This is a genomic window from Streptomyces sp. NBC_00483 (assembly GCF_036013745.1).
GTDB lineage: Bacteria > Actinomycetota > Actinomycetes > Streptomycetales > Streptomycetaceae > Streptomyces.
The window spans coordinates 3,686,376-3,712,557 of sequence record NZ_CP107880.1 but is presented as its reverse complement, the minus strand read 5'-3'; the positions used below and the strand labels follow the sequence as shown (position 1 = coordinate 3,712,557).

Genomic DNA, 26,182 nt, shown 5'->3' with positions numbered 1-26,182 from the left:
TCGACGTTGTGTGCCGGGGGTGCAGTCGATTGCCTGGAAATACAAGCGGAGGCGTTCAGGGGTTACTGGTGGCGTCCCGCTACCGCCTGGACGAATCCATAGGCCAGGGTGGAATGGGGCGCGTGTGGCGCGCGGTGGACGAAATGCTCGACCGCCGGGTCGCCGTCAAGGAAATGCGCATCGACGGGCTCGACCCCGAGGACGCCCGCACCCGCCGCGAGCGCACGCTGCGCGAGGCCCGCGCCACCGCCCGCATCGACCACCCGGGTGTGGTGCGCGTCTATGACGTCGTCGACGAGGGCGAACGCCTGTGGATCGTCATGGAGCTGGTCGACGGCCGCTCCCTGGAGCAACTCCTCGTCGACGACGGGCCGTTGCCGGCGGACGAGGTCGCGCGGATCGGACTGAGCCTGGCCGGGGCGCTGCGGCAGGTGCACGCGGGCGGCGTGCTGCACCGGGACATCAAGCCCGGCAACGTACTGATGGAGCGCGTGGGGCAGCGCCGCGTCATGCTCACGGACTTCGGCATCGCCGCGATCCAGGACGCCAAGGCGCTCACCATGGTCGGCATGCTGGTCGGCTCGCCCGACTACATGGCCCCGGAGCGGGTCTCGGGCCATCTACAGGGCCCGCCGTCCGACCTCTGGTCGCTGGGGGCGACGCTCTGCGCGGCGCTCGGCGGCAGCTCGCCGTTCTCCCGGGAGACGACCCTCGCGACGCTGCACGCCGTCCTCTACGAGGAGCCGCGCCTGCCGCCCGACGCGGGTCCGCTGGGTCCGCTCCTCGCGGGCCTGCTGGCGAAGGAACCGCAGGACCGCCCCGACGTCGACACGGTGACCGGGGCGCTGGCCCCCACCGAGGCCCCGGAACTCCCGGAGGCGCCGGCGCCCGGGACCCGCACCCTCGACATCGGCCTGCGCCGCCCGGAGCCCACACCTGCGCCCGCGCCCGCACAGCCTCCGCGCGGGAACCGCCGCAGGACCACGCTCATCGCGACCGGGGGAGTACTGGCCGTGGGCCTCGCGGCGGCCCTCGCCCTCACGCTGCCGAACGGGGACCCGCAGGCGGGCGGCTCGACACCCACGACATCCCGCCCGCCCACCGTCGAGGGCACGTCCCGGCCGCCCGCCGAGAGCCTCCCCGCGGGCGCGCGCCGGGAGGCGGGGTACGCGTGGGTGCCGCCGAAGGGCTGGGAGCGGGTGGTGAAGACGGCGTCCGAGGTGCACTACACGTCACCGGACGGCACCCAGGAGCTCGTCGCCCAGTCGGCCCTCGCGAAGGACGACCTCCTGGCCACGTGGCAGAAGTCCGAACGCGCCGCGCACCAGGGCCAGGACTACGAGAAGCTCCGCCTGACCCGCACCACGTTCCGCGGCCGCCCCGCGGTGGTCTGGGAGTACCTCTTCACCCTGAAGGGCGCCCGCTGGCACGCGGAACTCCTGGGCTTCGACCGCGGAAACAGGTCCTACCAGGTGGGTACGTGGTACCGACCGGAGGTGGCGGGGCAGGCGAAGGCAACGTACGAGCGGGTGAAGAAGACGTTCACGCCCCAATCAAGCCCCGCCGGCGATTGAGCCAATCCAGCCCCGCTCTGGTGACGAGAGCCCGCGGGGCCCGGGGCAGCGCCCCGAGACGCCGACCCCGGACCCCGCAACACTCACGCCTTCGCCCGCTGAACCTTCTCGCGTACGAGCGCGAACCCGACAACGAACGCCGCAACGAGCAGAGAAAGCAGAACCTGCTCCCGCCCGTCCTTGTCCGTCAACATGTACACAAGCACGAACGAGATCATCGCGATCGTCGCCCACGTCAGATACGGGAACAGCCACATCTTGACGACAAGCTTCTCCGGCTGGTCCCGCAGGATCATCCCGCGCATCTTCAACTGCGTGAAACAGATGACGAGCCACACGAACAACGCGACGGCTCCGGAGGAGTTCAGCAGGAAGTTGAAGACGGTGTCCGGCCACTGGTAGTTGAACCAGACCGCGAGGAACCCGAAGACGACGGACCCGAGGATCGCGACCCGCGGCACACCGCGCGACGTGGTCTTCGCGAACGCCTTCGGCGCGTCACCGCGCTGCCCGAGCGAGAAGGCCATACGGGAAGCGGTGTACAGCCCCGAGTTCAGACACGACAGCACCGCGGTCAGCACGATGACGTCCATGACCTGCCCGGCGTGCGGGATGCCGATGGAGTTCAGAGCGGCCACGTAGGACCCCTCCTTGACGATCGACGGATCGTTCCACGGCAGCAGCGTAAGCACGACGAAGATCGAGCCCAGGTAGAAGATGCCGATGCGCCAGATCACGGAGTTCGTGGCCCTGGTGACGGCCTTCTGCGGGTCCTCGGACTCACCGGCGGCGAGCGTGACGATCTCGGAGCCCATGAAGGAGAAGACGACCATCAGGACACCGGTGAGGATCGCTCCGGGCCCCTTCGGGAAGAAGCCGCCGGAATCGGTGAGGTGTTGGAGCCCGGACCCCGGGTTGTCGGAGCCGGGCAGCAGCCCGAAGACGGCGAGCAGGCCCACGATCACGAACGCCGCGATCGCGACGACCTTGATCCCGGCGAACCAGAACTCGAACTCTCCGTACGAGCCGACGGCCGCCAGGTTCACGACGGTGAGCACGATCATCACGATCAGCGCCCACCCCCACTGCGGGACGCCCGGTATCCAGCCGTTGAGGATCTTCGCGCCCGCCGTCGCCTCCACGGCGAGCACCACGACCCAGAAGAACCAGTAGAGCCAGCCGATGGAGAAGCCGGCCCAGCGGCCGAGGGCCTGGTCGGCATAGGCGGAGAAGGAGCCGGACGAGGGCCGTGCGGCGGCCATCTCGCCCAACATCCGCATCACGAAGACGACCATCGCGCCGACGAGGGCGTACGAGACGAGGATGGCGGGTCCTGCGGCCGCGATGCCGGAGCTGGAGCCGACGAACAGACCGGCTCCGATGACACCGCCGATGGCGATCATGGACAGGTGCCGGTTCTTCAGCCCTGCCTTGAGTCCGTCACCGTCGCCGCCGGTGGGCGGCGTACCGGAGGAGGCCCCGGTGGTGGGGGGCGACTGCGTGGTCATGCACTGGGTCCTTACGTTTGCGGTAAACGTGGGTTCGCATTCAACGCACCGGGTCGCCCGTGCGGAAGCTTTGAGTCCGGATTGTTGTCAAGGCCACGACGGGCGCCCCGGCGGGCACCCGGAGGCGGCTACCCGGCGCGCGTCGTGCCACACTCGGACCCATGCGCGTGTACCTCGGCTCGGATCATGCCGGCTACGAACTCAAGAACCACCTGGTCGAATGGCTCAAGGCCCACGGCCACGAGCCCGTCGACTGCGGGCCCCACATCTACGACGCCCAGGACGACTACCCGCCGTTCTGCCTCCGCGCCGCGGAGCGGACGGCCGGGGACCCGGACGCCCTCGGCGTCGTGATCGGCGGCTCCGGCAACGGTGAGCAGATCGCCGCGAACAAGGTGAAGGGCGTCCGTGCGGCTCTCGCCTGGAGCGAGCAGACCGCTGCGCTGGGCCGTGAGCACAACAACGCGAACGTGATCTCCATCGGTGGGCGGATGCACACGGAGGAGGAGGCGACGAAGTTCGTCGAGATCTTCCTGGCGACGCCGTACTCCAACGAGGAGCGCCACCAGCGCCGCATCGACATGCTGTCGGCCTACGAGACGTCCGGCGTGCTCCCCGCGATCCCCGCGCACCACCCGCAGCAGGACTAGCCCCTCCGGGTCCGCACCCGCACCGGGGTTGCGCCCCCGGGGCTCCGCCCCGGACCCCGCGGGCTCTCGTCACAAGAGCGGGGCTTGAAATACCAAGCCCCGCCGGCCATTTAAGCCCCTGCGGCGATTGAGCAGCGGGGTATGGGGCAGAGCCCCAAATCAGCCCCGCTCTGGTGACGAGAGCCCGCGGGGTCCGGGGCAGAGCCCCGTGACGTCAACCACGGTTAGCCGAAAGGAACCGGCGTGCCCGAAGGCCACACCATCCACCGCCTGGCCAAGGACCACGCCGAGAAATTCGCCGGCCGCAAGGCCACCGTGACCAGCCCCCAGGGCAAGTTCTCCGACGCGGCAGCGCTCCTCACCGGCCAAGAACTCACCCACACCGAGGCCATCGGCAAGCACCTCTTCCTCGGCTTCGGCGACGAGGGCGCCTGGATCCACATCCACCTCGGCCTCTTCGGCAAGTACACCTTCGGCGCGACCCCCGCCCCGCCCCCCACGGACACCGTCCGCCTGCGCCTCGCGAACGACACCCACTACGCGGACCTCCGCGGCCCCACCACCTGCGCGCTCATCACGGACGCCGAGAAGCAGGCGATACACGACCGCCTCGGCCCGGACCCGCTGCGCCAGGGCGAGGACCCCGCCAGGGCCTACGCCCGGATCTCCCGCAGCCGCACCACCATCGCCGCGCTCCTCATGGACCAGAAGGTGATCGCGGGCGTCGGCAACGTCTACCGCGCCGAGGTCCTCTTCCGCCACGGCATCGACCCGTACACCCCGGGAAAGAACCTCACCGAGTCCCAACTCCACGCCATCTGGGACGACTTGGTGGCGCTGATGCACGACGGCGTCCGCGCCAACCGCATCGACACCGTCCGCCCCGAGCACACCCCCGAGGCGATGAACCGCGCGCCGCGCGTCGACGACCACGGCGGCGAGGTCTACGTCTACCGGCGCGCGCCACAGCCCTGCCACCTGTGCGGCACCGAGATCCGCACGGCGGAACTGGCGGCCCGCAACCTCTTCTGGTGCCCCACGTGCCAACCGCCCCGTTAGAACCCGTGCGGCAGCCACGGCGCGACGGTCGAGCCGAACGCCACCGACGCCTCCGCGAGCGCTCCGGGCCGCAGCTCCCGCACCCGCCCGGCCCCTGCCAGCTCCATCAGTGACACGTCGCCGAGATAGGCCGCGCCCAACTCCCGTACGGACAGGGCGAGATCGGCCGGCTCCTCGGTCCGCTTGCAGGACGCGCCGCCCTTCGCGTCGCCGGTGAGCCGCCAACGCCCCTCGTTCCAGGGGCAGAAGGCGTCCGCCACCTCGAACACGACGTCCACGGGCGTGAGATACGTACGCGCTTCGAGCGCCTCGCCCACCTCCACCAGGCGTACGTGCATCGAGTCACGCACCCGTACGCCGCACCGCCGGATGTCGGAGACCAGCGAGAACAGCGGGTCGTCCACCGGAAGGTTCCCGCATTCCACGGTCTCCGTCAGGTCGATGGAGCACAGGAACCGCCACAGCGCCGCGTACGCCGCGGGCTCGACCGAGGTCACCTCGCGCACCAGGACCCGGTTGCGCTCCACCCCGCCCGCGGAGTCCGGCCGGACCTGGAAACGCGTGAACCCGACCGCCTCCCCGTCCCGTTCGGCCACGACGCACTGGAGCGGCGAGGCCCCGTCCCGCTCCTGTTCCGGGTCGAGCAGCGGAAGCCGCTCCCAGCCGGGCGTCCGGGCGAGCATCCCGGGCCGCGTCCCCACGGTCCGCAGATACACGGACTCGCACCGCTCGGCGCCCTCCGCGACCTCCACGTACCGCAGTCGCACCTGGTCGGCCTCGGCGGGCGCCTCGATCCGTACCTGCCGGGACTCGATGCGCACCGCGGCCTTGCGGGTCCCGATGCCGTAGCCGAACCGCCCGTAGATGACGGGTTCGGACGCCGTGAGGACCGCGAGGGGCTCGCCCCACTCTCGTACGTCGTCGAGTTGACGGCGCATCATCCCGGTCAGGATGCCGCGCCTGCGGTGCGTCGCGGCGACGCTGACCATCGTCACGCCCGCCGCGGTCACGAAGGCCCCGCCGGGCACCGCGACGCGGAACGGGAAGGCGCCCGCCGTGCCCACGCACTCGGCCCCGTCCCAGACCCCGAGCGAGCGGTCGAGGACGGTCAGCTCCCGGTAGAGCCCGCGCTCCTCGGCCGCCTCGGCCACTCCGCCGAAGGCCCGCTCCAGCTTCCCGTACCAGTGGTCCCACTCGCTGTCCCGCAAGGTGCGCAGATCGGTCGCCATACGCCATCCCTACCAGGGCGGGCAGCGGCGGGCGAGGGAATTTACTCCCTGCACCGGGGCTGTACCGGGGCTGACGGGCGTGCCCGGAAAGGGGGACAAGTGGGACCTCCCGTGCACAGGTCCTGACCCGGTGGATAGGGTCCACGAACAATGGCGCTACGACGAGAGCGGCGCGGGCGCAAACAGCGCGCGGAGGCCGATACGTTCCCGGCCCGGTTGAGAATGCGCGTACACCGGGTCCGCACAGCCGTGCGCAAATCCGGAGTGGACTACTTCCGCGGGGACGGTTCCGACTGGATCGCGCTCGTCGGGCTGCTCATCACCATCCCGGTGATCGCCTTCGCCACCATCCTCAATCCGGTGTGGTGCGCGCCCGCCGTCCTCGTCCTGCCGATCGTCGCGGGCGGCCTGCTGCTGCGCCCCGCCAGCCTGCTCGGCCTGTACGCGGCGGCGGCCGCGGCGCTGATCGTGGAATCGTTCCAGCTGGGCCCCTACACGCAGCGCGCGGCCGGGGTCACGCCCGGCACCGTGCTCACGGTCGCGGCCTGCGGGTTCTTCGGCCTGCTCATCGCCCAGTTCCGCAGCCGGGTCGGCGTGCCCTGGCGGCGTGGCGGAACGATGCTCTTCGACCTGCGCGAACGTATCCGCACGCAGAGCCGGCTGCCCAAGCTGCCGCCGGGCTGGCACCGCGAGATGGCGCTGCGTCCTGCGGGCGGCCAGTCGTTCTCCGGCGACTTCGTGGTGGCGGCCCGTACGAACAACGGCCGCACGCTGGAGGTCGTCCTCACGGACGTGTCGGGCAAGGGCATGGACGCGGCCAGCCGGGCCCTGCTGCTGGCCGGCGCCTTCAGCGGCCTGCTCGGCTCGCTGCCGCCGCACGCCTTCCTGCCCGCGGCGAACGGCTATCTGCTCCGCCAGGACTGGGACGAGGGCTTCGCGACCTCGATCCACCTCGTCCTCGACCTGGAGTCCGGGGACTACGAGCTGTACTCGGCGGGCCACCCGCCGGGCCTGCAGCTCAGCGCGGGCACGGGCCGCTGGGAGGAGAAGGCGGCCGAGGGCCCGCTCCTCGGCGTCTACGACGGGGCCGAATTCGACGCCACGAAGGGGACGCTGCGCCCCGGTGACGTGCTGATGCTGTTCACGGACGGCCTCGTCGAGACCTCCGAGCGGGACATCAGCGAGGGCATGGACCGCCTCACCGGGGAAGCCGACCGGTATGTGACCGGCGGCTTCCACGGCGCGGCCTGGCACCTCATCGAGGCGGTGGCCAAGGACGTCAACGACGACCGGGCGCTGCTGCTGATCTGCCGGGACGCGTGAGGGTTTCCCTACCCCAGCGCCCTACACCCCGGCGCCCACCCGTGGCTCATCGAGCACCGGCGCCCGCTCCTTGAGCGGCAGGATCCTGGCCAGCCATTCGGACCGGCCGGCGGCCAGCGGCCCGAGCACCGCGAGCAGCAGCACGTATCCCGCGATGAACGGCGACAGGCGTTCGTCGAGCCCCGCGCCCGCGGCCATCGTGGCGAGGATCAGCGCGAACTCGCCGCGCGCCAGCAACGTGGTCGAGATGTTCGCGGCGGGCCCGCTCCCGAATCCGTAGATCTTCGCCGCCCCGAGTCCCGCGAGCACGTTCATGACGAGCGTCACCGCGACCGCCGCGAGCACGGGCCACAGCACCGTCGGCAGGTCGCCGGGGTCGATGGAGAGGCCGAACGCGAAGAAGAAGATCGCGCCGAAGGCGTCCCGCAGCGGGTGCACCAGCTTCATGATCCGCTCGCCGGACGTGGTGGACCCGAGCATCAGGCCGACCATGAACGCCCCGATGGCGTCGGCGACCCCGAACCACTCGGAGACCCCGGCCACGAACACCGCCGCACCGAGGAAGGAGATGACGAGGAGCTCGTCGTCCTTGGTGTTGAACAGCTTGCCGACGAGCCGGGTGCCGAAGCGCGCCGCGAGGGCGAGCAGCAGCAGGAACCCGAAGGCCTTGCCGCCGTCGAGCACGGCCGCCGACAGCGAGTCCGCCCCGGACAGGATCGGCTGCAGCGCGGCCAGATACAGGGCGAGGAAGATGTCCTCGACCACGATGATCCCGAGGATCGGCTTGGTCTCGGGATTCCCGAGCCGGCCGGTGTCGACAAGAACCTTGGTGACGATCGCGGACGACGAGATGCCGAGCACCCCGGCGAGGACCAGAGCTTCGGATGTGCCCCAGCCGAGGGCGAATCCGAAACCGAGGCCGGCGCCGACGTTCAGCGCGAGGTACGTCCCGCCGGCGAGGGCCATCTTGCGGCCACCCGTCTTCAGGTCGTCCATGTGGAACTCGAGGCCGAGATAGAAGAGCAGAAGTACGAGTCCGAGCGCGGAGAGCATCTCCAGGTCGTGCGGGTCGGAGAGCAGCACGACGCCCGGCGTGTGGGGGCCGAGCAGGATCCCGGCCAGGATGAACAGGGGAATGGTGGGGAGGCCTATCCGCCCTCCCAGGCGGGCGAGGACGGCGGCCGCGAGAAAGGCGCCGCCCATGGCGATCAAGGTGTCTGCGTGTCCGATGGGCCCGTTCCTCCTTGGTCTTGAAGCCGTACGTAAAGGTCGATGGGTCGACCAGAGGCTTTGGTCAAGAGAGTGTCAAGAAAACGTCAATACTTAGCTTACCAAAGGACCTGGGGGTCCAGTCCTGAGCCGTGTGAGAGGGTCGGCGGCATGCTCACGCTGACGGAAGTCGAGGCCCTCGCGCGGCAGGCCCACCAAGGCCAGAAGGACAAGGCGGGCCGCCCGTACGCGGAGCATCTGGCGGCCGTGGCCGAGGGCACGCGCGCCAGGGGAGGCGACGATGCCCAGATCGCCGCGGCCTGGCTGCACGACGCGATCGAGGACGACGCGCTCACGGAGGAGTGGCTGGACGCGGCCCCGCTCCCGGCAGAGACGAAGGCGGTCGTCCGCGCGCTGACCAAGCGCAAGGGCGAGCCCCCGGAGGCGTACGCGCGGCGCATCCTCGCCACCCCCGGCGCCCGCCTGGTCAAGGAGGCGGACCTGGCCCACAACGCGGATCCGGGCCGCCTCGCCGTCCTCGACGAGCCGACCCGGAATCGACTGACCCAGAAGTACGCGACGATGCGCGCGCTGCTGGGGATCGCCTGATATTTACGGCCGTAAAGCCGTAACGGCCCTACGGCAGGATCGAGTCCACGTAACCGCCGTCCACCCGCAGGGCGCCGCCGGTCGTGGCGCTGGAGAGGTCGGAGGCCAGGTAGACCACCATGTTCGCGATCTCCTCGGGCTCGATGAGCCGTTGCAGCAGGGACTGCGGGCGGTGCTCGCGCATGAAGGCGCGCTGCGCCTCGTCCCAGGGCAGGGAGCGGTCGACCAGCTCGTAGACGAAGTCCTCGACGCCGCCCGTGTGGGTGGGACCCGCGATGACGGAGTTGACGGTCACGCCGCTGCCGGCGGCCTGCTTCGCGAAGCCACGGGTCACCGAGAGCAGCGCCGTCTTGGACATCCCGTAGTGGATCATCTCGGCGGGGATCACGATGGCCGAGTCGCTGGCGATGTTCTGGATCCGGCCCCAGCCGCGCTCGGTCATGCCGGGCAGATAGTGGCGGATCAGCCGCACCGCGGCCAGCACGTTGACCTCGAAGTAGCGGCGCCACTCGGCGTCGGTGATCTCCAGCGGGTCGGCGGAGCCGAAGATCCCCAGGTTGTTGACCAGGATGTCGATGTGGGGGAGCGCCTCGGCGGCGTCCCGCAGACCGTCCTCCGTGGTGACGTCGGCCGCGACCGGCACCAGATCCGCGTCGGGTACTTCGGCGCGGACGCGGGACACGGCCTCGTCCACGCGCTCCCGCGTCCGTCCGTTGACGCCGACGCGGGCCCCGGACCGGGCCAGGCCCGTCGCGATGGCGGCGCCGATGCCCTGGGTGGATCCGGTGACCAGGGCGGTGCGTCCCGTCAGATCGATCTGCATGAGGCCGGGCTCCTCGTGGTTCGGGTAAGGGTGGGCGGGTCGGTTTCCCGTCCCACCCTTACCCGAACCACGTCAGGCGCGCTGCCTGGCCCGTGCCGTCTCGGTGGCGTCCTTCTTGAACGCCCACGGCATCTTCGGCTCCATGGCGAAACGGAAGGCCCGCTGCACCGGTGGAGTGCACAGGGCGGTGACGACCGCGCCGGCGATGAGCGTGACGGCGACCTCGCCGTACGGAGTGTGGGTCCAGTCCGCGTCGAACCAGCCCCAGAACCGGGAGCCCTTCGCCAGGAACCCGTGCAGCAGATAGCCGTACAGCGTCCCGGCGCCGAGCACCGTGAACCACATCTTGCGGCCCGGCACCCACGCGAAGAAGCACGCGGTGAGCACGATCGAGCAGCCGAACAGGGCGAGCGTCATGACGACGCCGACCCACCACGGGACGCCCAGTTCCTGCGCGCTGTCCCGGTGGTAGAACCACACCGACGTCATGCGCGGAGCCGCCCAGTAGGCGAGCAGGAAGGCGCACGCCGCGATCGGCACGGACAGGATCCGCACCTCGCGCCGCCGCACGAGCTGGAAGTGCTCGGGCTTCAGGAACAGGCCGAGCACGAAGAACGGCAGGAACTGCAGTACGCGCTGCAGGTCCAGGTCGTCGCCGATGTCGGGGGAGACCGACGCGAGCACGGCGACGGCGATGGAGAGCGGGATCGGCCAGCGGACGACCTTCCACAGCGGAGTGGTGAGCCGCCAGATGAACAGCGCGACGAGGAACCAGGTCAGAAACCATGGGTCGAGCAGGCTGATCGGATGCGTGGGGTCGTTGTCCGCGTACTTCTTGAAGAGGCTGTACGCGACCTCGAAGATCACATAGGGCACGGCGACGCCGGTGATGAGGCGCCGCAGCCGGTCGGGCCGCATGTCGAAGCTGCGCGAGAAATAGCCGGAGATGATGATGAACGCCGGCATGTGGAACGTGTAGACGATCTCGTACAGCGCTTCGGCGGTACGGCTGCCGTCCGTGAGGGGTTCCCAGGAGTGGCCCATCGCGACGAAGACGATGGCCAGGTATTTGGCGTTGTCGAAGAACGCGTCGCGCTGTTTGGGTTTGGGGGAGTCGGCCGGAGCGGGGGCCGGTTTCTGCTGGGGCCGGGGAGCGGCTTCCGCCGCGGGCCGCGCGGTCGGTGGCAGTGGGGTGCGGTGCGAGCTCTGCGGGTGCAGCGAGTTGGTCACAGGCCCTCCCACCAGGAACTCGGGGAGATCGTGGGGGGCCGCACTGCGCCGGTGGGGATGATGGCAGTGTGGAACATCTGAGGCACCTTAGTGGGGCCCCTGTGATTTCGTAAAACCATCAACTCGATTCCTCCTTGGTGTTTCCAGGTACCCCGTTTGTGCGGAAGTTGACATGGAGTTTGTGCGGTTGTGCTCCATCGCTTTGCCCGCCCCTGGTGAAATGACCGATTCGTCCCGTACGGCTTGGTCAGTAATTGGACATCGCATTTCCTTGATTTTCCTGTGTGCAAACCAAGGGGAAACTGAGAGAAAGCCTGCAGGTCGTGGTGACGGCGGGCGCGTGGGGCGGCCGGGACGATAGAAACGATCAAGCCGAAACCGGCCGGTACGTGGCCGACGATGCGTCACGGGCCGCATAGGGGGGCCGTGTTGGTGGCACGATGGTTCTGGCGGGGGGTGGGGCTGTACCCCCCGGGCCGGGAGAGCGGACCGACCTAGGGTGTGATCAGTGTGGCCATTTCGCTGTCAGTGGTGCTGTTGTTGGCGATCGTCCTCGTCGTCCTCATGCGCGGCGGCTCGATCAAGGCGGGACCCGCCATAGTGGCGGTGCTCTTCGGCTTCTTCCTCGCATCGACCGGAATGGCGCCTGCGATCAACAACTTCCTCAACTCGGTCGCGGACAGCATCAGCGCGATCAATTTCTGAGGCGGCGGCCAGGAGGCCCCACGGAGGTCCGCGAAAAAGCCTCCGGCCCGGTCCACGAGAAGTGGATCCGGGCCGGAGGCTTTTCACGAGAGCGGGCGACGGGAATCGAACCCGCGTAGCTAGTTTGGAAGACTAGGGCTCTACCATTGAGCTACGCCCGCACGGCTGCACCGCAGGTCGGTGACCGCGGCACGCAGGCATCGTAGCGGGTCGAGGGCGTCGAGTGCACACCCCTTTGTTCGCGGCCCGCAGCGCGGGAGCCGCACTGCCTGCAGGCATGTACCCTACGTGTCGCACCGACGGGGTGTGGCGCAGCTTGGTAGCGCGTCCGCTTTGGGAGCGGAAGGCCGTGGGTTCAAATCCCGCCACCCCGACCAGCGTTCGGGCGCAGGCCGCGAGGCCGCCCCGGGATTCTCCAAGATCGCATTGTGGGTCCGCAGCGGCGTGCCGTTACTATGCAAGCTGCATGCCCGTGTGTCTCTTAAGCCGGGCACGATCCCAGAAGTCAGCCCCCAAGGAGACCCACCGTGAAGAGCGCCGTCGAGACCCTGAACCCGACCCGGGTTCGGCTCAGCATTGAGGTGCCCTTCGAGGAGCTCAAGGACAGCCTCGACGCGGCGTACAAGAAGATCAACCAGCAGGTCACGGTGAAGGGCTTCCGCAAGGGCAAGATCCCGGCCCGCGTCATCGACCAGCGCTTCGGCCGCGGTGCGGTGCTCGAAGAGGCTGTCAACGACGCGCTCCCGAAGTTCTACACCGAGGCCGTCAACGAGGCGGAGCTCAATGTCCTCGGTCAGCCCGAGGTCGACATCACGGACCTGAAGGACGGCGAGACGCTGAACTTCACCGCTGAGGTCGACGTCCGCCCGACGATCGAGATCCCGGACTACTCCGGCATCGAGGTCGAGGTCGACGCCACCGAGGTCACCGAAGAGGACGTCGACAAGGCCGTCGAGCAGCTGCGCGACCGCTTCGCCTCCACCGCGCCGGTCGAGCGCGCCGCCGAGGACGGCGACGTCGTGACGATCGACCTGGAGGCCAAGGTCGAGGGCGAGGTCCTCGAGGACGGCGTCGCCTCCGGTGTCTCGTACACCATCGGCTCGGGCGAGCTCCTCGACGGCATCGACGACGCCGTCAAGGGCCTGGAGGCCGGTGGCGAGGCCACCTTCACCTCCGAGCTCAAGGGCGGCTCCGCCGAGGGCAAGGACGCCGAGGTCACCGTCAAGGTGAGCCAGGTCGCCAAGCGTGAACTGCCGGAGCTGGACGACGAGTTCGCGCAGCTCGCCTCGGAGTTCGACACCCTCGACGAGCTGAAGGCCGACAGCCGCAAGCGCCTCGAGAACCAGAAGCTGAACGACCAGGCCACGCAGGCCCAGGAGCGCGTCCTGGAGAAGCTGCTCGAGCTGGTCGAGGTTCCCGTCCCGGAGAAGCTGCTCGAGGACGAGGTCCAGACCCGCAAGCACAACCTCGAGAACCACCAGCTCGGCCAGATGGGCCTGAACCTCGAGAAGTTCCTCGAGATCCAGGGCAAGACGGTCGAGGAGTTCGACGCCGAGACGAGTGAGCAGGCCGTCAAGGGCATCAAGACGCAGTTCGTCCTCGACGAGCTCGTCAACAAGGAGAAGCTGAACGTCAGCCAGGAGGAGCTCACCGAGCACCTCATGCGCCGCGCCGCTTCCTCCGGCATGTCCCCCGACCAGTTCGCCCAGGCGGTCGTCGAGGGTGGCCAGGTCCCGATGCTGGTCGGCGAGGTCGCCCGCGGAAAGGCCCTTGCCGTGGTCGTCGAGGCCGCCACCGTCAAGGACACCAACGGCGAGGTCGTCGACCTGTCCGACGACGAGGAGGAGACGGAGGAGGCCACCGAGGCCGCCGCCGACTCCACCGAGGCCGCTGAGGCCGAGGACAAGTAAGCGCTCCGCCAGGAACGTGTGAGCAGGCCCCCGGAACCGTGATGGTTCCGGGGGCCTGCTTTTAAGGGGCGCGGGGAACTGCGCGCGCAACCACATCCGGCTCGCAGCCGCGACGACGTCACGCCCTGTGGCCCATGGCGCTCGTCGTGAGTTGCGCGCGCCCACGCGGCGGAGCCGCATATCGACACAGCCCCGCGCCCCTTACGGGGCGCTTCCACCCTGCTCACACGCGAGTGCAACGTACCTGCGCTCACAGCGAACAGTTCCTTCCGCGGGATTCCCCGGAGGGGGCCGCGCGTTAGGGTCCATGAAGAGGAGGGCAGGGGAGTCGCGAGCGTGACCCCCGGCCCCAGCTAAAGACGCGAGACGGCGCGTAGCCGTCAGAGACGAGCAGGTGGATCCGTGACGAATCTGATGCCTTCCGCCGCAGGCGAGCCGTCCATCGGTGGTGGCCTCGGCGACCATGTCTACAACCGGCTGCTCGGCGAGCGCATCGTCTTCCTCGGCCAGCAGGTCGACGACGACATCGCGAACAAGATCACCGCACAGATGCTGCTCCTTGCCGCAGACCCGGACAAGGACATCTTCCTGTACATCAACAGCCCTGGCGGCTCGGTGACGGCCGGCATGGCGATCTACGACACCATGCAGTACATCCCGAACGACGTCGTCACCATCGGCATGGGTATGGCCGCCTCCATGGGGCAGTTCCTGCTGACCGGCGGCTCGGCGGGCAAGCGCTTCGCGCTGCCGCACACCGACATCCTGATGCACCAGGGCTCCGCGGGCATCGGCGGTACCGCGTCGGACGTGAAGATCCAGGCCGAGTACCTGCTGCGCACGAAGAAGCGCATGGCCGAGATCACCGCGCGACACTCGGGCCAGAGCGTCGAGACGATCATCCGTGACGGTGACCGCGACCGCTGGTTCACCACCGAGGAGGCCAAGGAGTACGGCCTCATCGACGAGATCATCACTGCCGCTACGGGCGTTCCGGGCGGCGGCGGCACCGGCGCCTGATCCTCGCGATCACGTCGGCACAGCCAGCCAAGCCCACCTTCACCAGGACGGAACACCGACCATGAACAACTTCCCCGGCAGCGGCCTGTACCAGGGCCCCCAGGTCGACAACCGCTACGTGGTGCCGCGCTTCGTCGAGCGCACCTCGCAGGGTGTGCGCGAGTACGACCCGTACGCGAAGCTCTTCGAGGAGCGCATCATCTTCCTCGGCGTGCAGATCGACGACGCGTCGGCCAACGACGTCATGGCGCAGCTGCTGTGCCTGGAGTCGATGGACCCGGACCGCGACATCTCCATCTACATCAACAGCCCCGGCGGCTCGTTCACGGCCCTCACGGCCATCTACGACACGATGCAGTTCGTGAAGCCGGACATCCAGACGGTCTGCATGGGCCAGGCCGCCTCCGCGGCCGCCGTCCTGCTGGCCGCCGGCACCCCGGGCAAGCGCATGGCGCTGACCAACGCGCGTGTGCTGATCCACCAGCCCTCCGGTGGCACCGGCCGTGAGCAGCTCTCCGACCTGGAGATCGCGGCCAACGAGATCATGCGTATGCGTGCGCAGCTGGAAGACATGCTGGCCAAGCACTCGACGACGCCGATCGAGAAGATCCGCGACGACATCGAGCGCGACAAGATCCTCACGGCCGAGGACGCGCTGGCGTACGGTCTGGTCGACCAGGTCGTCTCGACGCGCAAGATGAACAACGAGGCGATCGCGTAACACGCGCTGTATCGTCTGCCGTCCCCTTGGCAGGGGCCACGTAAAAGTGAACCCTGCCAAGGGGGGCCCGAACGGGGGGCCCGGCAAGGTACCGTCGGATACAGGCACCAGGAGCCGCTGAACGTGGCGTCTCCCAGGCGAAGGGGAAGCACCTCGTGGCACGCATCGGTGACGGCGGCGATCTGCTCAAGTGCTCGTTCTGCGGAAAGAGTCAGAAGCAGGTCAAGAAGCTCATCGCAGGCCCCGGTGTGTACATCTGCGACGAGTGCATCGACCTCTGCAACGAGATCATCGAGGAAGAGCTCGCGGAGACGAGCGAAGTGCGCTGGGAGGAACTGCCCAAGCCGCGCGAGATCTACGAGTTCCTCGAGAGCTACGTCGTAGGACAGGAAGCCGCCAAGAAGGCCCTGTCCGTCGCGGTGTACAACCACTACAAGCGCGTCCAGGCCGGCGAGAACGGCGGGGCGAACGGGCGGGACGACGCGATCGAACTCGCGAAGTCCAACATCCTTCTCCTCGGCCCGACCGGCTCCGGCAAGACGCTCCTCGCACAGACGCTGGCGCGCATGCTCAACGTCCCGTTCGCCATCGCCGACGCGACGGCGCTGACGGAGGCGGGCTACGTCGGCGAGGACGTCGAGAACATTCTGCTCAAGCTGATCCAGGCGGCCGACTACGACGTCAAGAAGGCCGAGACCGGGATCATCTACATCGACGAGATCGACAAGGTCGCCCGCAAGTCGGAGAACCCGTCGATCACGCGTGATGTGAGCGGTGAGGGTGTACAGCAGGCGCTCCTCAAGATCCTTGAGGGGACCAGCGCCTCGGTTCCGCCGCAGGGCGGCCGCAAGCACCCGCACCAGGAGTTCATCCAGATCGACACGACGAACGTGCTGTTCATCGTGGGCGGCGCGTTCTCCGGTCTGGAGAAGATCATCGAGTCGCGGGCGGGCGCCAAGGGCATCGGCTTCGGCGCGACCCTGCACTCCAAGCGCGAGCTCGACGAGAAGGACCAGTTCCAGGAGGTCATGCCGGAGGACCTGGTGAAGTTCGGGATGATCCCGGAGTTCATCGGCCGCCTCCCGGTCATCACCGCGGTCCAGAACCTCGACCGTGAGGCGCTGCTCCAGATCCTCGTCGAGCCGAAGAATGCTCTGGTCAAGCAGTACGAGCGGCTCTTCGAACTCGACGGTGTGGAGCTGGACTTCGAGCGCGAGGCGCTCGAGGCCATCGCCGACCAGGCGATCCTGCGCCGCACCGGCGCGCGAGGGCTGCGCGCCATCATGGAGGAGGTCCTCCAGTCGGTGATGTACGAGGTCCCGTCCCGCAAGGACGTGGCCCGCGTCGTCATCACCGCGGAAGCCGTCCACTCGAACGTGAACCCGACGCTGATCCCGCGGGACGCCCGCGGCGGCGGCAGCGGCGAGCAGAAGTCGGCGTAGCGGCACGCCAGTCGGCAACGCCAGTCGGCACGAGAAGGGCCCCGGTCGGATCTCCGACCGGGGCCCTTCTCATGCGCGTTCCTGCCGTCAGGACTTGACCCGTCAGGACTTGACGCGTACCTCGTTGCGCAGCTTCGCCGTCGTGTCGGCCGCCTCGCTCAGCGGCTGCTCCTTCTTCGAGATGATGGCGCCGCTGTCCGAGTACACGATGTACGTGACCGTGCTGTGGTCACCCCAGATGCACATCGGCATCTTGAAGCTCGACGGCACGCCCGCGGTGGACGAACTGCCGCCGGGCATCTCGTACTTGGCGTTCTGGCACTTCATGACGCCGTTCTTGAAGCCGGCCGGCTCGAACTTCTGGGGCGAGCCCTCGAAGGAGACCTTGGCGCCGCTCGCGCCGCCGGCCTCTTCCTGGGACTTCTTCTCCATCTCGGTGAACATCGAGTCGACGACCTTCTCCGGGTCCTCGATCTTGCCGTAGACGCCACCGAAGTTGATCGCCTTGACCGAGGTGCCGGAGCCCGCCTTGTAGCTGGCGTTCACGCTCTTGGGGTCGGTCACGCCCCACTTCTTGGCTTCCTCCAGGTCGCTGTCGCTGAAGGTGCCGCTGCTGGAGGTGTTCGAGCTGCTCTTCTGGTACTCGCCGAGGACCGTGGCCGGGGTCGTCAGCTTGTGCGAGCCGTCGTCCGCCACGGACCCGCCGCCGCCACTGCCGCTGTCACCGCCACCGAAGATGAAGTAGCCCCCCGCCCCGAGAGCCGCCACCACGACCACCGCGCCGATCACGATGCCCAGCACCTTCTTGTTGCCGCCCCCGCCGGTGGGCGGCTGCTGCGGGTACTGGCCGTACGGAGCCTGCTGCGGCTGACCGTAGGGACCCGGCTGCTGGGGCTGGCCGTAACCGCCGGGCGCCTGCTGCGGCGGCTGACCGTACGGGCCCGGCTGCTGCTGAGGCGGAACGCCCTGGGGTGCCTGTTGGGGCGGCTGCTGCGGGTAACCGTAGCCGGGCTGCGGCGCCTGCGGCGGCTGGCCGTACGGACCCGGCTGCTGCGGCTGACCGTAGGGCCCCGGCGCTTGCGGCTGCTGGCCGTAAGGGCCCGGCTGCTGGGGCGGCTGGTTCCCATAGGGGCCCGGCTGGTTGTGGCTCATTACTGGCGTTCCCTCCCGTTGCTTATGTGCTGCCGACATCCTGACGTACGTAGGTGCGATCCGTTCCACCGGATTCGGTTTCAGTACGAGCTTGTGACCCCTCTAAACTGGCGTGGTGACCGAGAACTCTCAGCAGCAGACGCCAGCGCCCACCTCCGAACTGCCGACCCAGTACGCGCCGGCCGAAGTAGAGGGGCCGCTGTACGAGCGCTGGGTAGAGCGCGGTTACTTCGATGTCGATCCCAAGAGCGAGAAGCCGCCGTACACGATCGTCATCCCGCCGCCGAACGTCACGGGCTCCCTGCACCTGGGCCACGCGTTCGAGCACACGCTGATCGACGCCCTCACGCGCCGCAAGCGCATGCAGGGCTTCGAGACGCTGTGGCAGCCCGGCATGGACCACGCCGGCATCGCCACGCAGAACGTGGTGGAGCGCGAGCTCGCCAAGGAGGGCCTGTCCCGGCACGACCTGGGCCGTGAGGCGTTCGTCGAGCGGGTCTGGCAGTGGAAGGCCGAGTCCGGCGGCCAGATCGCCGGTCAGATGCGCCGCCTGGGCAACGGTGTGGCGTGGAGCCGCGACCGCTTCACGATGGACGAGGGCCTGTCCCGCGCGGTCCAGACCGTCTTCAAGAAGATGTTCGACGACGGCCTGATCTACCGAGCCGAGCGCATCAGCAACTGGTGCCCGCGCTGCCTGACGGCCATCTCGGACATCGAGGTGGACTACCAGGACGACGACGGCGAGCTCGTCTCCATGAAGTACGGCGAGGGCGAGGACACCATCGTCGTCGCGACCACCCGCGCCGAGACGATGCTGGGCGACACCGCGGTCGCCGTGCACCCGGACGACGAGCGGTACGCGCACCTGATCGGCAAGCAGATCAAGCTGCCGCTGACCGGGCGCACGATCCCCGTCGTCGCGGACACGCACGTCGACCCGGAGTTCGGCACCGGCGCCGTCAAGGTCACCCCTGCCCACGACCCGAACGACTTCGCGATCGGCCAGCGCCACGACCTCGAGGCGCTCGAAGTCCTGGACGAGCGCGGCATCATCACCGCCCACGGCCCCTTCGAGGGACTCGACCGCTTCGAGGCGCGCTCCGCGATCGTCGCCGCGCTGCGGGCCGAGGGCCGCATCGTCGCCGAGAAGCGGCCGTACGTGCACTCGGTCGGGCACTGCTCGCGGTGCAAGACGACGCTGGAGCCGCGGCTCTCGCTGCAGTGGTGGGTGAAGGTCGAGACGCTCGCCAAGGCCGCGGGCGACGCGGTCCGCGACGGCCGGGTGAACATCCACCCCGCCGACCTGTCGCAGCGCTACTTCGACTGGGTCGACAACCTCAACGACTGGTGCATCTCGCGCCAGCTGTGGTGGGGCCACCGCATCCCCGTCTGGCACGGCCCGAACGGCGAGATCGTCTGCGTCGGCCCCGACGAGCAGGCGCCGAGCGGCGAGGGCTGGCACCAGGACACCGACGTCCTGGACACCTGGTTCTCGTCCGGCCTGTGGCCCTTCTCCACGCTGGGCTGGCCGGAGCAGACCGAGGACCTGGCCAAGTTCTATCCGAACTCGGCCCTGGTCACCGGCTACGACCTGATGTTCTTCTGGGTCGCCCGGATGATGATGTTCGGCCTGTACGCGATGGACGGGGAGATCCCCTTCAAGACCATCGCGTTCCACGGCATGGTCCGTGACGAGCACGGCAAGAAGATGTCGAAGTCCTTCGGCAACGCGGTCAACCCGCTGGACTGGATGGACACCTACGGCTCCGACGCGCTGCGGTTCACGCTCGCGCGCGGCGCCAACCCCGGTATCGACGTCCCGATCGGCGAGGACTGGGTCCAGGCGTCCCGCAACTTCGCCAACAAGATCTGGAACGCGACGCGCTTCGCGCTCATGAACGGCGCGACCGTCGAGGGCCCGCTGCCGGAGCCGTCCGAGATGACGGCGACGGACCGCTGGATCCTGTCGCGGCTCAACAAGACGGTCGCCGAGGTCGACGCGTTCTACGACGACTACCAGTTCGCGAAGCTCTCCGACGCGCTCTACCACTTCGCGTGGGACGAGGTCTTCGACTGGTACGTCGAGCTGTCGAAGACGACGTTCATGGCGGGCGGCGAGCCGGCGAAGGTGTCGAGCCGGGTCCTCGGCGAGGTCCTGGACGTCATGCTGCGCCTCCTCCACCCGGTCGTCCCGTTCGTCACCGAGACGCTGTGGACGACGCTCACGGGCGGCGAGTCCGTGGTCATCGCCGACTGGCCGACGGACAGCGGCTTCCGCGACGACGCCGCCGAGCAGGAGATCGCGACGCTCCAGCAGGTCGTCACCGAGGTCCGCCGCTTCAAGGGCGACCAGGGCCTCAAGGCGGGCCAGCGCGTCCCGGCCCGCCTCACCCTGGACGGCACCGCGCTCGCCGCGCACGAGCCGGCGATCCGCCAGCTGCTCAAGCTGCAGCCGGAGGGCGAGGGCTTCACGGCCACCGCCACGCTGCCGGTCGCGGGCGCCGAGGTGGCGCTCGACCTGTCCGGCGCGATCGACGTGGCGGCCGAGCGCAAGCGCCTCGCCAAGGACCTCGCCGCCGCCGAGAAGGACAAGGCGCAGTCCGAGGGCAAGCTGGGCAACGAGGCGTTCCTCGCCAAGGCCCCGGACCACGTGGTCGACAAGATCAAGGGCCGCCTCGCCAAGGCGGACGAGGACATCGCCCGGATCCAGGCCCAGTTGGACCGGCTGCCGCAGGCCTGACCGTACGTACACGAGGGCCCCCGGAACCGCAGGGTTCCGGGGGCCCTCGCGCGTTCTGGGGCCGACGGCGCGGGCGAGGCGCCCGTGCTTCGCGGTGGCACAAGATGCCCGGACGTACCCGGCCAAGGTAAGAAAGGGGACGTACCGGGCGTAGTCACGGGGAGATGGGGCTCAATGCACGACGAGGCCGACGGGCCGGCGACGAGCGGAGCGGCGGCGAGTGTCGCGGGCCGTCGCCTCGGCCGTCTCTGGTCGCGCCTGGAGCGCTGGCGCGGCACCCCGCACGCCGTCGACCTCGTCACGGCCGCCGGCTGCTTCGCCCTGATGGGCCTGGACATCCCCGGCCTGGCCAGGGCGGACAACGCGCTCAACGGGACGTCCGCCACGCTCGTGCTCGCCCTCGGTGCCGCGACGCTGCTGCTGCGCAGGCGCGGGCCGTGGGGGCCCTGGCTGTCGTTCGCCGTCGGGATGGTCTTCCTCGGCTGGCTGCACGATGTGACCCTGATCCAGTTCGCCCTGTACTCCGTGGCCCGCTACCGGGGCCGGGGATCCGGCATCCTCGCCTGCTGCGGCTACCTCGTCTGGGCCTGTGCCGCGTTCGCGCTCTTCGAATGGCCCGCGTACCGGGGCGGCGAGAGCGTCAGCCAGTTCCTCGCCCTCGCCGTGCCCATAGGGGTGCTCGCCACCGGCGTCGGCATCGCCGCGCGCCGCATCGACCTCGTGCGCGCCCTGGAGGTCAAGGGCGCCGAGACCGCGCTGCTCCAGGCCGTGCAGCAGGAGCGCGCCGATGTCGCGGGCGACGTGCACGACTTCGTGGGCCGCGAGCTGACGATGCTCTCGGTGCGGGCGGAGGTGCTGTCGCGGCGGGCCCGCGGCGAGCACTGGGAGCAGGACTTCGACGAGCTGTCCGAGACGGCGCGGCGGGCGCACCTGCTGCTCAACGAGATCGTCGTGCGCCGCGGCAGCGGAGGCGGCGCCCCCACCCCCGGCCTCGACGCGCTGCCCCGGCTCGCCGAGGAGAGCGCGGCGGCCGGCAACGAGGTCGCCGTCGACGTGGACGCCGCCGCCCGCGCCCAGTCCCCGCTGCGCCAGGCCGCGGTCTACCGCGTGGTCCAGGAGTGCCTCACGAACGCCGCGAAACACGCCCCTGGCCAACCGGTGACGGTGACCGTAGCGGTAACAGCGAACCGCCTCCGCGCAACGGTCACGAACCCGCTGCCGACCGATACGCCGACCGTCGCCCCGGTCTCGGCGGGTACCGGCACGGCCGGCATGTCGGAACGCGTCGACTCCTTGGGCGGCACATTCAGGGCGGGCCCGACGGACCAGTCCACGTACGAGGTGGAGGCGGCTTTCCCGGCCAGGACGTAGTGGGTGTCTTTTAGGGGCGCGGGGAACTGCGCAAAAACGCAACCACAGCGAGTCCGCACCCGCCGCACAAACCCGGCCCCACCGGCGACCTACGCCGCAAGCATCCGCTGCAACCCGTCAAAGTCGTCCACACACTTCCCGCACCCCAACGCCACGCTGTCCAGCGGATCGTCCGCCACGAACACCGGAATCCCCGTCGCGGAAGCGATCCGCAGATCAAGGCCGGGAAGCAGCGCGCCCCCACCCGTCAGTACGATCCCGTGCTCCATCACGTCCCCGGACAGCTCCGGCGGGCACTCCTCCAGCGTCGCCTTCACCGCGGCGATCACCGACTCCACGGGCTCGTCCAGCGCGGCCCGCACCTCGCGCACCGTCAGCTCGACAGTCTTCGGCAGGCCCACCACCTTCTCCCGCCCCCGCACGGTGAACGCCCGCATCTCGAACGCGTCCTCACCAGGTACGGGCCACGCCGAGCCGATCGCGACCTTGATGTCCTCGGCCGTGCGCTCGCCGATCAGCAGCCCGTGCTCCTTGCGCACGTAGTCCGTGATCGCCTCGTCGAACCGGTCGCCACCGACCCGCAGCGACTGCGAAGTGACCACGCCGCCCAGCGAGATGACGGCCACCTCGCTCGTGCCGCCGCCGATGTCCACGACCATCGACCCGCGCGGATCGGCGACCGGGAGCCCCGCCCCGATCGCCGCCGCCATCGGTTCCTCGATCAGGTGCACGGCCCTCGCCCCGGCCCGCTGTGCCGCGTGCTCGATGGCCCGCCGCTCCACGGGCGTGACCCCGCTCGGCACGCACACCACCATGCGCGTACGGGGGCGCCGTCCCGGCACCGCCTTGCGGACGAAGTGCCGGATCATCGCCTCGGCCGCCTCGTAGTCGCTGATCACACCGTCCCGCAGGGGCCGGATCGCGGTGATCGACCCCGGCGTGCGCCCGATGGTCTCCTTCGCCTCGCTGCCCACGGCGAGCACTTCACCGTGGCCACCGCCCTTGCCGGAACCGGCCTTCACGGCGACGACGGACGGTTCGTTCAGCACGATCCCCTGACCGCGCACGTAGAGAAGGGTGTTGGCGGTGCCGAGATCGATGCCTATGTCCATGATCAGCAAGTTTGCCGGGCGGAAGGGCGTTCCGGAGGGACCAAGGTCCCGAAACGGACAGGCCTAAAGTCCCGAACCGGGACGTCGGGTGGCGTCGGGCGCGCTGTCGGTGGACCTCCGTAGACTGGCGTGCGTGAGTGACCTCCCCCCGCGCGACAGCAGCGACTACGGCTCCCCCGACAACCCCGACGACGCCGACCAGTTCGAAGAGATCGTCGGCGAAGAGACCACCCGCGACCCCGACCTCGCGGTGATCGAGGCCGGCAGTCGCACCCTGCGCACCCAGTCGACCCCGCCGCAGGGCGACGGCATTCCGGCCCGCCCGCAGGACCCCGAGGTGGAGAAGGCGCTGCGGGTGGTGGAGACGGAGCTCGCCACCCGCTGGGGCGAGACGAAGCTCGAGCCCTCCGTCGACCGCATCGCGGCGCTGATGGACGTGCTCGGTGAGCCGCAGCGCGCGTACCCCTCGATCCACATCACGGGCACGAACGGCAAGACGTCCACGGCCCGCATGATCGAGGCCCTGCTCACGGCCTTCGACCTGCGCACCGGCCGGTACACCTCGCCGCACGTCCAGTCGATCACCGAGCGGATCAGCCTGGACGGCGCCCCGATCGACCACGAGCGCTTCATCGAGACGTACGACGACATCAAGCCGTACATCGAGATGGTCGACGACCGGCAGGAGTACCGCCTCTCGTTCTTCGAGGTGCTGACCGGCATGGCCTACGCGGCCTTCGCCGACGCCCCGGTGGACGTGGCGGTCGTCGAGGTCGGCATGGGCGGCAGCTGGGACGCGACGAACGTGATCGACGGATCGGTCGCGGTCATCACGCCCATCGACCTCGACCACACCGACCGGCTCGGTGAGACGCCCGGCGAGATCGCCGGCGAGAAGTCCGGGATCATCAAGCAGGACGCCTCCGTGATCATGGCGCAGCAGCCGGTGGACGCGGCGCAGGTGATCCTCAAGAAGGCCGTGGAGACGGACGCGACCGTGGCCCGCGAGGGCCTGGAGTTCGGCGTCGTCCGGCGCGAGGTCGCCGTCGGCGGCCAGTTGGTGACTCTGCGCGGGCTCGGCGGCGAGTACGAGGACATCTTCCTGCCGCTGCACGGCGCGCACCAGGCGCACAACGCGGCGGTGGCGCTCTCCGCAGTCGAGGCGTTCTTCGGCATCGGCTCGCAGCACGCACGCCTGCTCGACATCGACACCATCCGCACCGCGTTCGCCTCGGCCACGTCGCCGGGCCGCCTGGAGGTCGTGCGCCGCTCGCCGACGGTCGTGCTCGACGCCGCGCACAACCCGGCGGGCGCCCGAGTCACCGCCGAGGCGATCGGCGAGGTCTTCGACTTCAGCCGCCTCATCGGTGTCGTGGGCGCCAGCGGCGACAAGAACGTACGGGGGCTCCTCGAGGCCTTCGAGCCGATCTTCGCGGAGGTCGTCGTCACGCAGAATTCCAGCCACCGGGCCATGAACGCCGACGAGTTGGCGGGCATCGCGGTGGAGGTCTTCGGCGACGAGCGCGTCCAGGTCGAGCCGCGCCTCGACGACGCGCTGGAGGCCGCGATCACGCTCGCCGAGGAAGAGGGCGAGTACGCGGGCGGGGGAGTGCTCGTCACCGGTTCCGTGATCACGGTCGGCGAAGCCCGGCTGCTCCTCGGGAAGGGCTGATCGCCGTGCGCATCCTGTGTTCCTCGACGCTGCTCGCCGAGTTCTTCGTCATCGGCTTCGCCGGGCTCGTCGCCATGAAGGAGCCCGACCTGTCGGCCGCCCTGGTGTGGACGGTGAGCGGCGTCGCGATGCTGCTCAGCGTGCTGCTGTGCGGCATGGTGACGCGGCCCGGCGGCGTGCAGCTCGGCTGGGCGCTGCAGATCGCCCTGATCATCAGCGGCTTCTTCGTCCCGGTCATGTTCTTCCTCGGCGCCTGCTTCGCGGGCCTGTGGTGGGCCTCGGTCCACTTCGGCCGCAAGGTCGACGAGGCAAAGGCACGGTGGGCGGCGCAGGCCGAGCAGGCCTGAGGGCCCTGGGGACCCGGTGCCGCCCGCCTGCCAGGGTGATGGTCACGCCCTGTAACCTCGGGCGTCACCGCACATCCAGGCCTACAAGGAGTCCCGCGAATGACCCAGCGCACGCTCGTCCTGCTCAAGCCCGATGCCGTCCGCCGCGGCCTGATCGGCGAGATCATCGGCCGCATCGAGCGCAAGGCCGGCTGGACGATCAGCGCGCTCGAACTGCGCAGCCTGAGCCAGGAGACGCTGGAGGCGCACTACGGCGAGCACAAGGGCAAGCCGTTCTACGAGCCGCTGGTCGACTTCATGTCCTCGGGTCCGGTGGTCGCCCTGGTCGTCGAGGGTGAGCGCGTGATCGACGGCGTACGCCAGCTGGCCGGTCCGACGGACCCGATCGCCGCCGCGCCCGGTTCGGTCCGTGGTGACTTCGGCAGCATCGTTCGTGAGAACCTGATCCACGCCTCCGACTCCGAGGAGTCGGCGGCGCGCGAGATGAAGCTTTTCTTCCCTGATTTCGCGTAACGGGTCGTCTATCCGGTCTTCTCGCATTCCGGACTTCGGCTCACTCGCGTGAGACACCCGGTGTCCGCTCCATGAGACCGGCGAGTTCGTTTTCTGATGCAGCGTCAGTCACGGAGCGCCACTGACCAGGAGCGGCCCGAGAATTCGGGCCGCTCTTTTGCATATGCGGCCCGATTGGGGGAACGCACTCCTCCGTCGGGACGTCCCCATTAGCGGGGCGGGGACTCCCATGCTGACAATGGCGAAGACCCTCGCGCCGTGAT

The 26,182-nt window shown here is 69.3% G+C and carries 22 protein-coding genes and 2 tRNA genes; 16 read left to right on the top strand and 8 right to left on the bottom strand.

Features of this window, described 5'->3' with window-relative positions; all coding sequences use genetic code 11:
- Window positions 1-68: 68 nt before the first annotated feature.
- Window positions 69-1,574: a serine/threonine-protein kinase gene (locus OHA73_RS16405; protein ID WP_443063086.1), complete on the top strand. Its 1,506-nt coding sequence runs from the start codon at window positions 69-71 to the stop codon at window positions 1,572-1,574.
- Window positions 1,575-1,657: 83 nt separating this feature from the next.
- On the opposite strand, the gene OHA73_RS16400 is transcribed toward OHA73_RS16405, so the two are convergent.
- Window positions 1,658-3,082 carry an amino acid permease gene (locus tag OHA73_RS16400; protein WP_266719635.1) on the bottom strand — a complete coding sequence of 475 codons (1,425 nt, stop codon included), beginning with the start codon at window positions 3,080-3,082 and terminating at the stop codon, window positions 1,658-1,660.
- Between the two features lie 161 nt (window positions 3,083-3,243).
- Here OHA73_RS16400 and OHA73_RS16395 point away from each other — a divergent pair, with 161 nt between their 5' ends.
- On the top strand, window positions 3,244-3,732 hold the full coding sequence (locus OHA73_RS16395; protein WP_266719637.1) for a ribose-5-phosphate isomerase: 489 nt from the start codon (window positions 3,244-3,246) through the stop codon (window positions 3,730-3,732).
- 243 nt (window positions 3,733-3,975) lie between these two features.
- Window positions 3,976-4,791, top strand: a complete 816-nt coding sequence (locus OHA73_RS16390) for an Fpg/Nei family DNA glycosylase (protein ID WP_327655400.1) — start codon at window positions 3,976-3,978, stop codon at window positions 4,789-4,791.
- Here the strand turns inward: OHA73_RS16390 and OHA73_RS16385 are convergent.
- Complete coding sequence (locus tag OHA73_RS16385) at window positions 4,788-6,020, bottom strand: GNAT family N-acetyltransferase (protein WP_327655399.1); 1,233 nt, start codon at window positions 6,018-6,020, stop codon at window positions 4,788-4,790. The two genes, OHA73_RS16390 and OHA73_RS16385, sit on opposite strands and share 4 nt — an antisense overlap.
- Before the next feature lie 150 nt (window positions 6,021-6,170).
- Here OHA73_RS16385 and OHA73_RS16380 point away from each other — a divergent pair, with 150 nt between their 5' ends.
- The gene (locus tag OHA73_RS16380; protein WP_266719643.1) at window positions 6,171-7,343 is read left to right on the top strand and encodes a PP2C family protein-serine/threonine phosphatase; all 1,173 of its coding nucleotides are present in this window, start codon (window positions 6,171-6,173) and stop codon (window positions 7,341-7,343) included.
- Between the two features lie 21 nt (window positions 7,344-7,364).
- Here the strand turns inward: OHA73_RS16380 and OHA73_RS16375 are convergent, their stop codons facing one another.
- Window positions 7,365-8,546 (bottom strand): cation:proton antiporter, encoded by a 1,182-nt coding sequence (locus tag OHA73_RS16375; RefSeq protein WP_266719645.1) that lies wholly within the window; start codon window positions 8,544-8,546, stop codon window positions 7,365-7,367.
- Window positions 8,547-8,723: 177 nt separating this feature from the next.
- Here OHA73_RS16375 and OHA73_RS16370 point away from each other — a divergent pair, with 177 nt between their 5' ends.
- Window positions 8,724-9,161 (top strand): HD domain-containing protein, encoded by a 438-nt coding sequence (locus OHA73_RS16370; protein ID WP_327655398.1) that lies wholly within the window; start codon window positions 8,724-8,726, stop codon window positions 9,159-9,161.
- Window positions 9,162-9,189: 28 nt separating this feature from the next.
- On the opposite strand, the gene OHA73_RS16365 is transcribed toward OHA73_RS16370, so the two are convergent.
- Together OHA73_RS16365 and OHA73_RS16360 are read right to left on the bottom strand one after the other, a co-directional pair.
- Window positions 9,190-9,984 (bottom strand): SDR family NAD(P)-dependent oxidoreductase, encoded by a 795-nt coding sequence (locus OHA73_RS16365; protein WP_327655397.1) that lies wholly within the window; start codon window positions 9,982-9,984, stop codon window positions 9,190-9,192.
- Between the two features lie 72 nt (window positions 9,985-10,056).
- Complete coding sequence (locus tag OHA73_RS16360; protein WP_266719651.1) at window positions 10,057-11,214, bottom strand: acyltransferase family protein; 1,158 nt, start codon at window positions 11,212-11,214, stop codon at window positions 10,057-10,059.
- 510 nt (window positions 11,215-11,724) lie between these two features.
- Here OHA73_RS16360 and OHA73_RS16355 point away from each other — a divergent pair.
- Complete coding sequence (locus OHA73_RS16355) at window positions 11,725-11,919, top strand: hypothetical protein (RefSeq protein WP_255971564.1); 195 nt, start codon at window positions 11,725-11,727, stop codon at window positions 11,917-11,919.
- A 90-nt stretch (window positions 11,920-12,009) separates the two neighbouring features.
- Here the strand turns inward: OHA73_RS16355 and OHA73_RS16350 are convergent.
- Window positions 12,010-12,080: transfer RNA gene (locus OHA73_RS16350), tRNA-Gly, on the bottom strand.
- Between the two features lie 139 nt (window positions 12,081-12,219).
- On the opposite strand from OHA73_RS16350, the gene OHA73_RS16345 reads away from it, so the two are divergent.
- From OHA73_RS16345 to clpX, 5 genes are all read left to right on the top strand, one after another.
- Window positions 12,220-12,296, top strand: a tRNA-Pro gene (locus OHA73_RS16345).
- A gap of 150 nt (window positions 12,297-12,446) precedes the next feature.
- Window positions 12,447-13,829 (top strand): trigger factor, encoded by a 1,383-nt coding sequence (tig, locus tag OHA73_RS16340; RefSeq protein WP_266719656.1) that lies wholly within the window; start codon window positions 12,447-12,449, stop codon window positions 13,827-13,829.
- A 414-nt stretch (window positions 13,830-14,243) separates the two neighbouring features.
- Window positions 14,244-14,849, top strand: coding sequence for an ATP-dependent Clp protease proteolytic subunit (locus tag OHA73_RS16335; protein ID WP_266725478.1), 606 nt, complete (start codon window positions 14,244-14,246; stop codon window positions 14,847-14,849).
- Between the two features lie 61 nt (window positions 14,850-14,910).
- A complete protein-coding gene (locus tag OHA73_RS16330; RefSeq protein WP_266719658.1) occupies window positions 14,911-15,570 on the top strand; it encodes an ATP-dependent Clp protease proteolytic subunit in 660 nt (219 codons plus the stop codon).
- Window positions 15,571-15,725: 155 nt separating this feature from the next.
- A complete protein-coding gene (gene clpX, locus OHA73_RS16325; RefSeq protein ID WP_266719660.1) occupies window positions 15,726-17,012 on the top strand; it encodes an ATP-dependent Clp protease ATP-binding subunit ClpX in 1,287 nt (428 codons plus the stop codon).
- A gap of 102 nt (window positions 17,013-17,114) precedes the next feature.
- Here the strand turns inward: clpX and OHA73_RS16320 are convergent, their stop codons facing one another.
- Window positions 17,115-18,164 (bottom strand): hypothetical protein, encoded by a 1,050-nt coding sequence (locus tag OHA73_RS16320; protein ID WP_327655396.1) that lies wholly within the window; start codon window positions 18,162-18,164, stop codon window positions 17,115-17,117.
- Between the two features lie 115 nt (window positions 18,165-18,279).
- Here OHA73_RS16320 and OHA73_RS16315 point away from each other — a divergent pair, with 115 nt between their 5' ends.
- A complete protein-coding gene (locus OHA73_RS16315) occupies window positions 18,280-20,904 on the top strand; it encodes a valine--tRNA ligase (protein WP_327655395.1) in 2,625 nt (874 codons plus the stop codon).
- A gap of 174 nt (window positions 20,905-21,078) precedes the next feature.
- Window positions 21,079-22,275 (top strand): sensor histidine kinase, encoded by a 1,197-nt coding sequence (locus OHA73_RS16310; protein WP_327655394.1) that lies wholly within the window; start codon window positions 21,079-21,081, stop codon window positions 22,273-22,275.
- 89 nt (window positions 22,276-22,364) lie between these two features.
- On the opposite strand, the gene OHA73_RS16305 is transcribed toward OHA73_RS16310, so the two are convergent.
- The gene (locus OHA73_RS16305) at window positions 22,365-23,387 is read right to left on the bottom strand and encodes a rod shape-determining protein (protein WP_327655393.1); all 1,023 of its coding nucleotides are present in this window, start codon (window positions 23,385-23,387) and stop codon (window positions 22,365-22,367) included.
- 133 nt (window positions 23,388-23,520) lie between these two features.
- On the opposite strand from OHA73_RS16305, the gene folC reads away from it, so the two are divergent.
- The 3 genes from folC to ndk all read left to right on the top strand — a co-directional run bounded on the left by folC (window position 23,521) and on the right by ndk (window position 25,919).
- Window positions 23,521-25,059 (top strand): bifunctional tetrahydrofolate synthase/dihydrofolate synthase, encoded by a 1,539-nt coding sequence (gene folC / locus OHA73_RS16300; protein ID WP_267070473.1) that lies wholly within the window; start codon window positions 23,521-23,523, stop codon window positions 25,057-25,059.
- 5 nt (window positions 25,060-25,064) lie between these two features.
- Window positions 25,065-25,406 (top strand): DUF4233 domain-containing protein, encoded by a 342-nt coding sequence (locus OHA73_RS16295; RefSeq protein WP_267070474.1) that lies wholly within the window; start codon window positions 25,065-25,067, stop codon window positions 25,404-25,406.
- A gap of 99 nt (window positions 25,407-25,505) precedes the next feature.
- Complete coding sequence (gene ndk, locus OHA73_RS16290) at window positions 25,506-25,919, top strand: nucleoside-diphosphate kinase (RefSeq protein WP_267070475.1); 414 nt, start codon at window positions 25,506-25,508, stop codon at window positions 25,917-25,919.
- Window positions 25,920-26,182 lie beyond the last annotated feature (263 nt).

Excerpts from the sequence above, each read along its gene's own strand:
- OHA73_RS16385 (WP_327655399.1), bottom strand. The coding sequence starts at position 6,020 with ATGGCGACCGATCTGCGCACCTTGCGGGACAGCGAGTGGGACCACTGG.
- OHA73_RS16330 (WP_266719658.1), top strand. The coding sequence starts at position 14,911 with ATGAACAACTTCCCCGGCAGCGGCCTGTACCAGGGCCCCCAGGTCGAC.
- OHA73_RS16375 (WP_266719645.1), bottom strand. The coding sequence starts at position 8,546 with ATGGGCGGCGCCTTTCTCGCGGCCGCCGTCCTCGCCCGCCTGGGAGGG.
- OHA73_RS16310 (WP_327655394.1), top strand. The coding sequence starts at position 21,079 with ATGCACGACGAGGCCGACGGGCCGGCGACGAGCGGAGCGGCGGCGAGT.
- OHA73_RS16395 (WP_266719637.1), top strand. The coding sequence starts at position 3,244 with ATGCGCGTGTACCTCGGCTCGGATCATGCCGGCTACGAACTCAAGAAC.
- OHA73_RS16320 (WP_327655396.1), bottom strand. The coding sequence starts at position 18,164 with ATGAGCCACAACCAGCCGGGCCCCTATGGGAACCAGCCGCCCCAGCAG.
- OHA73_RS16305 (WP_327655393.1), bottom strand. The coding sequence starts at position 23,387 with ATGGACATAGGCATCGATCTCGGCACCGCCAACACCCTTCTCTACGTG.
- OHA73_RS16380 (WP_266719643.1), top strand. The coding sequence starts at position 6,171 with ATGGCGCTACGACGAGAGCGGCGCGGGCGCAAACAGCGCGCGGAGGCC.
- OHA73_RS16365 (WP_327655397.1), bottom strand. The coding sequence starts at position 9,984 with ATGCAGATCGATCTGACGGGACGCACCGCCCTGGTCACCGGATCCACC.
- ndk (WP_267070475.1), top strand. The coding sequence starts at position 25,506 with ATGACCCAGCGCACGCTCGTCCTGCTCAAGCCCGATGCCGTCCGCCGC.
- OHA73_RS16335 (WP_266725478.1), top strand. The coding sequence starts at position 14,244 with ATGCCTTCCGCCGCAGGCGAGCCGTCCATCGGTGGTGGCCTCGGCGAC.
- OHA73_RS16400 (WP_266719635.1), bottom strand. The coding sequence starts at position 3,082 with ATGACCACGCAGTCGCCCCCCACCACCGGGGCCTCCTCCGGTACGCCG.
- OHA73_RS16370 (WP_327655398.1), top strand. The coding sequence starts at position 8,724 with ATGCTCACGCTGACGGAAGTCGAGGCCCTCGCGCGGCAGGCCCACCAA.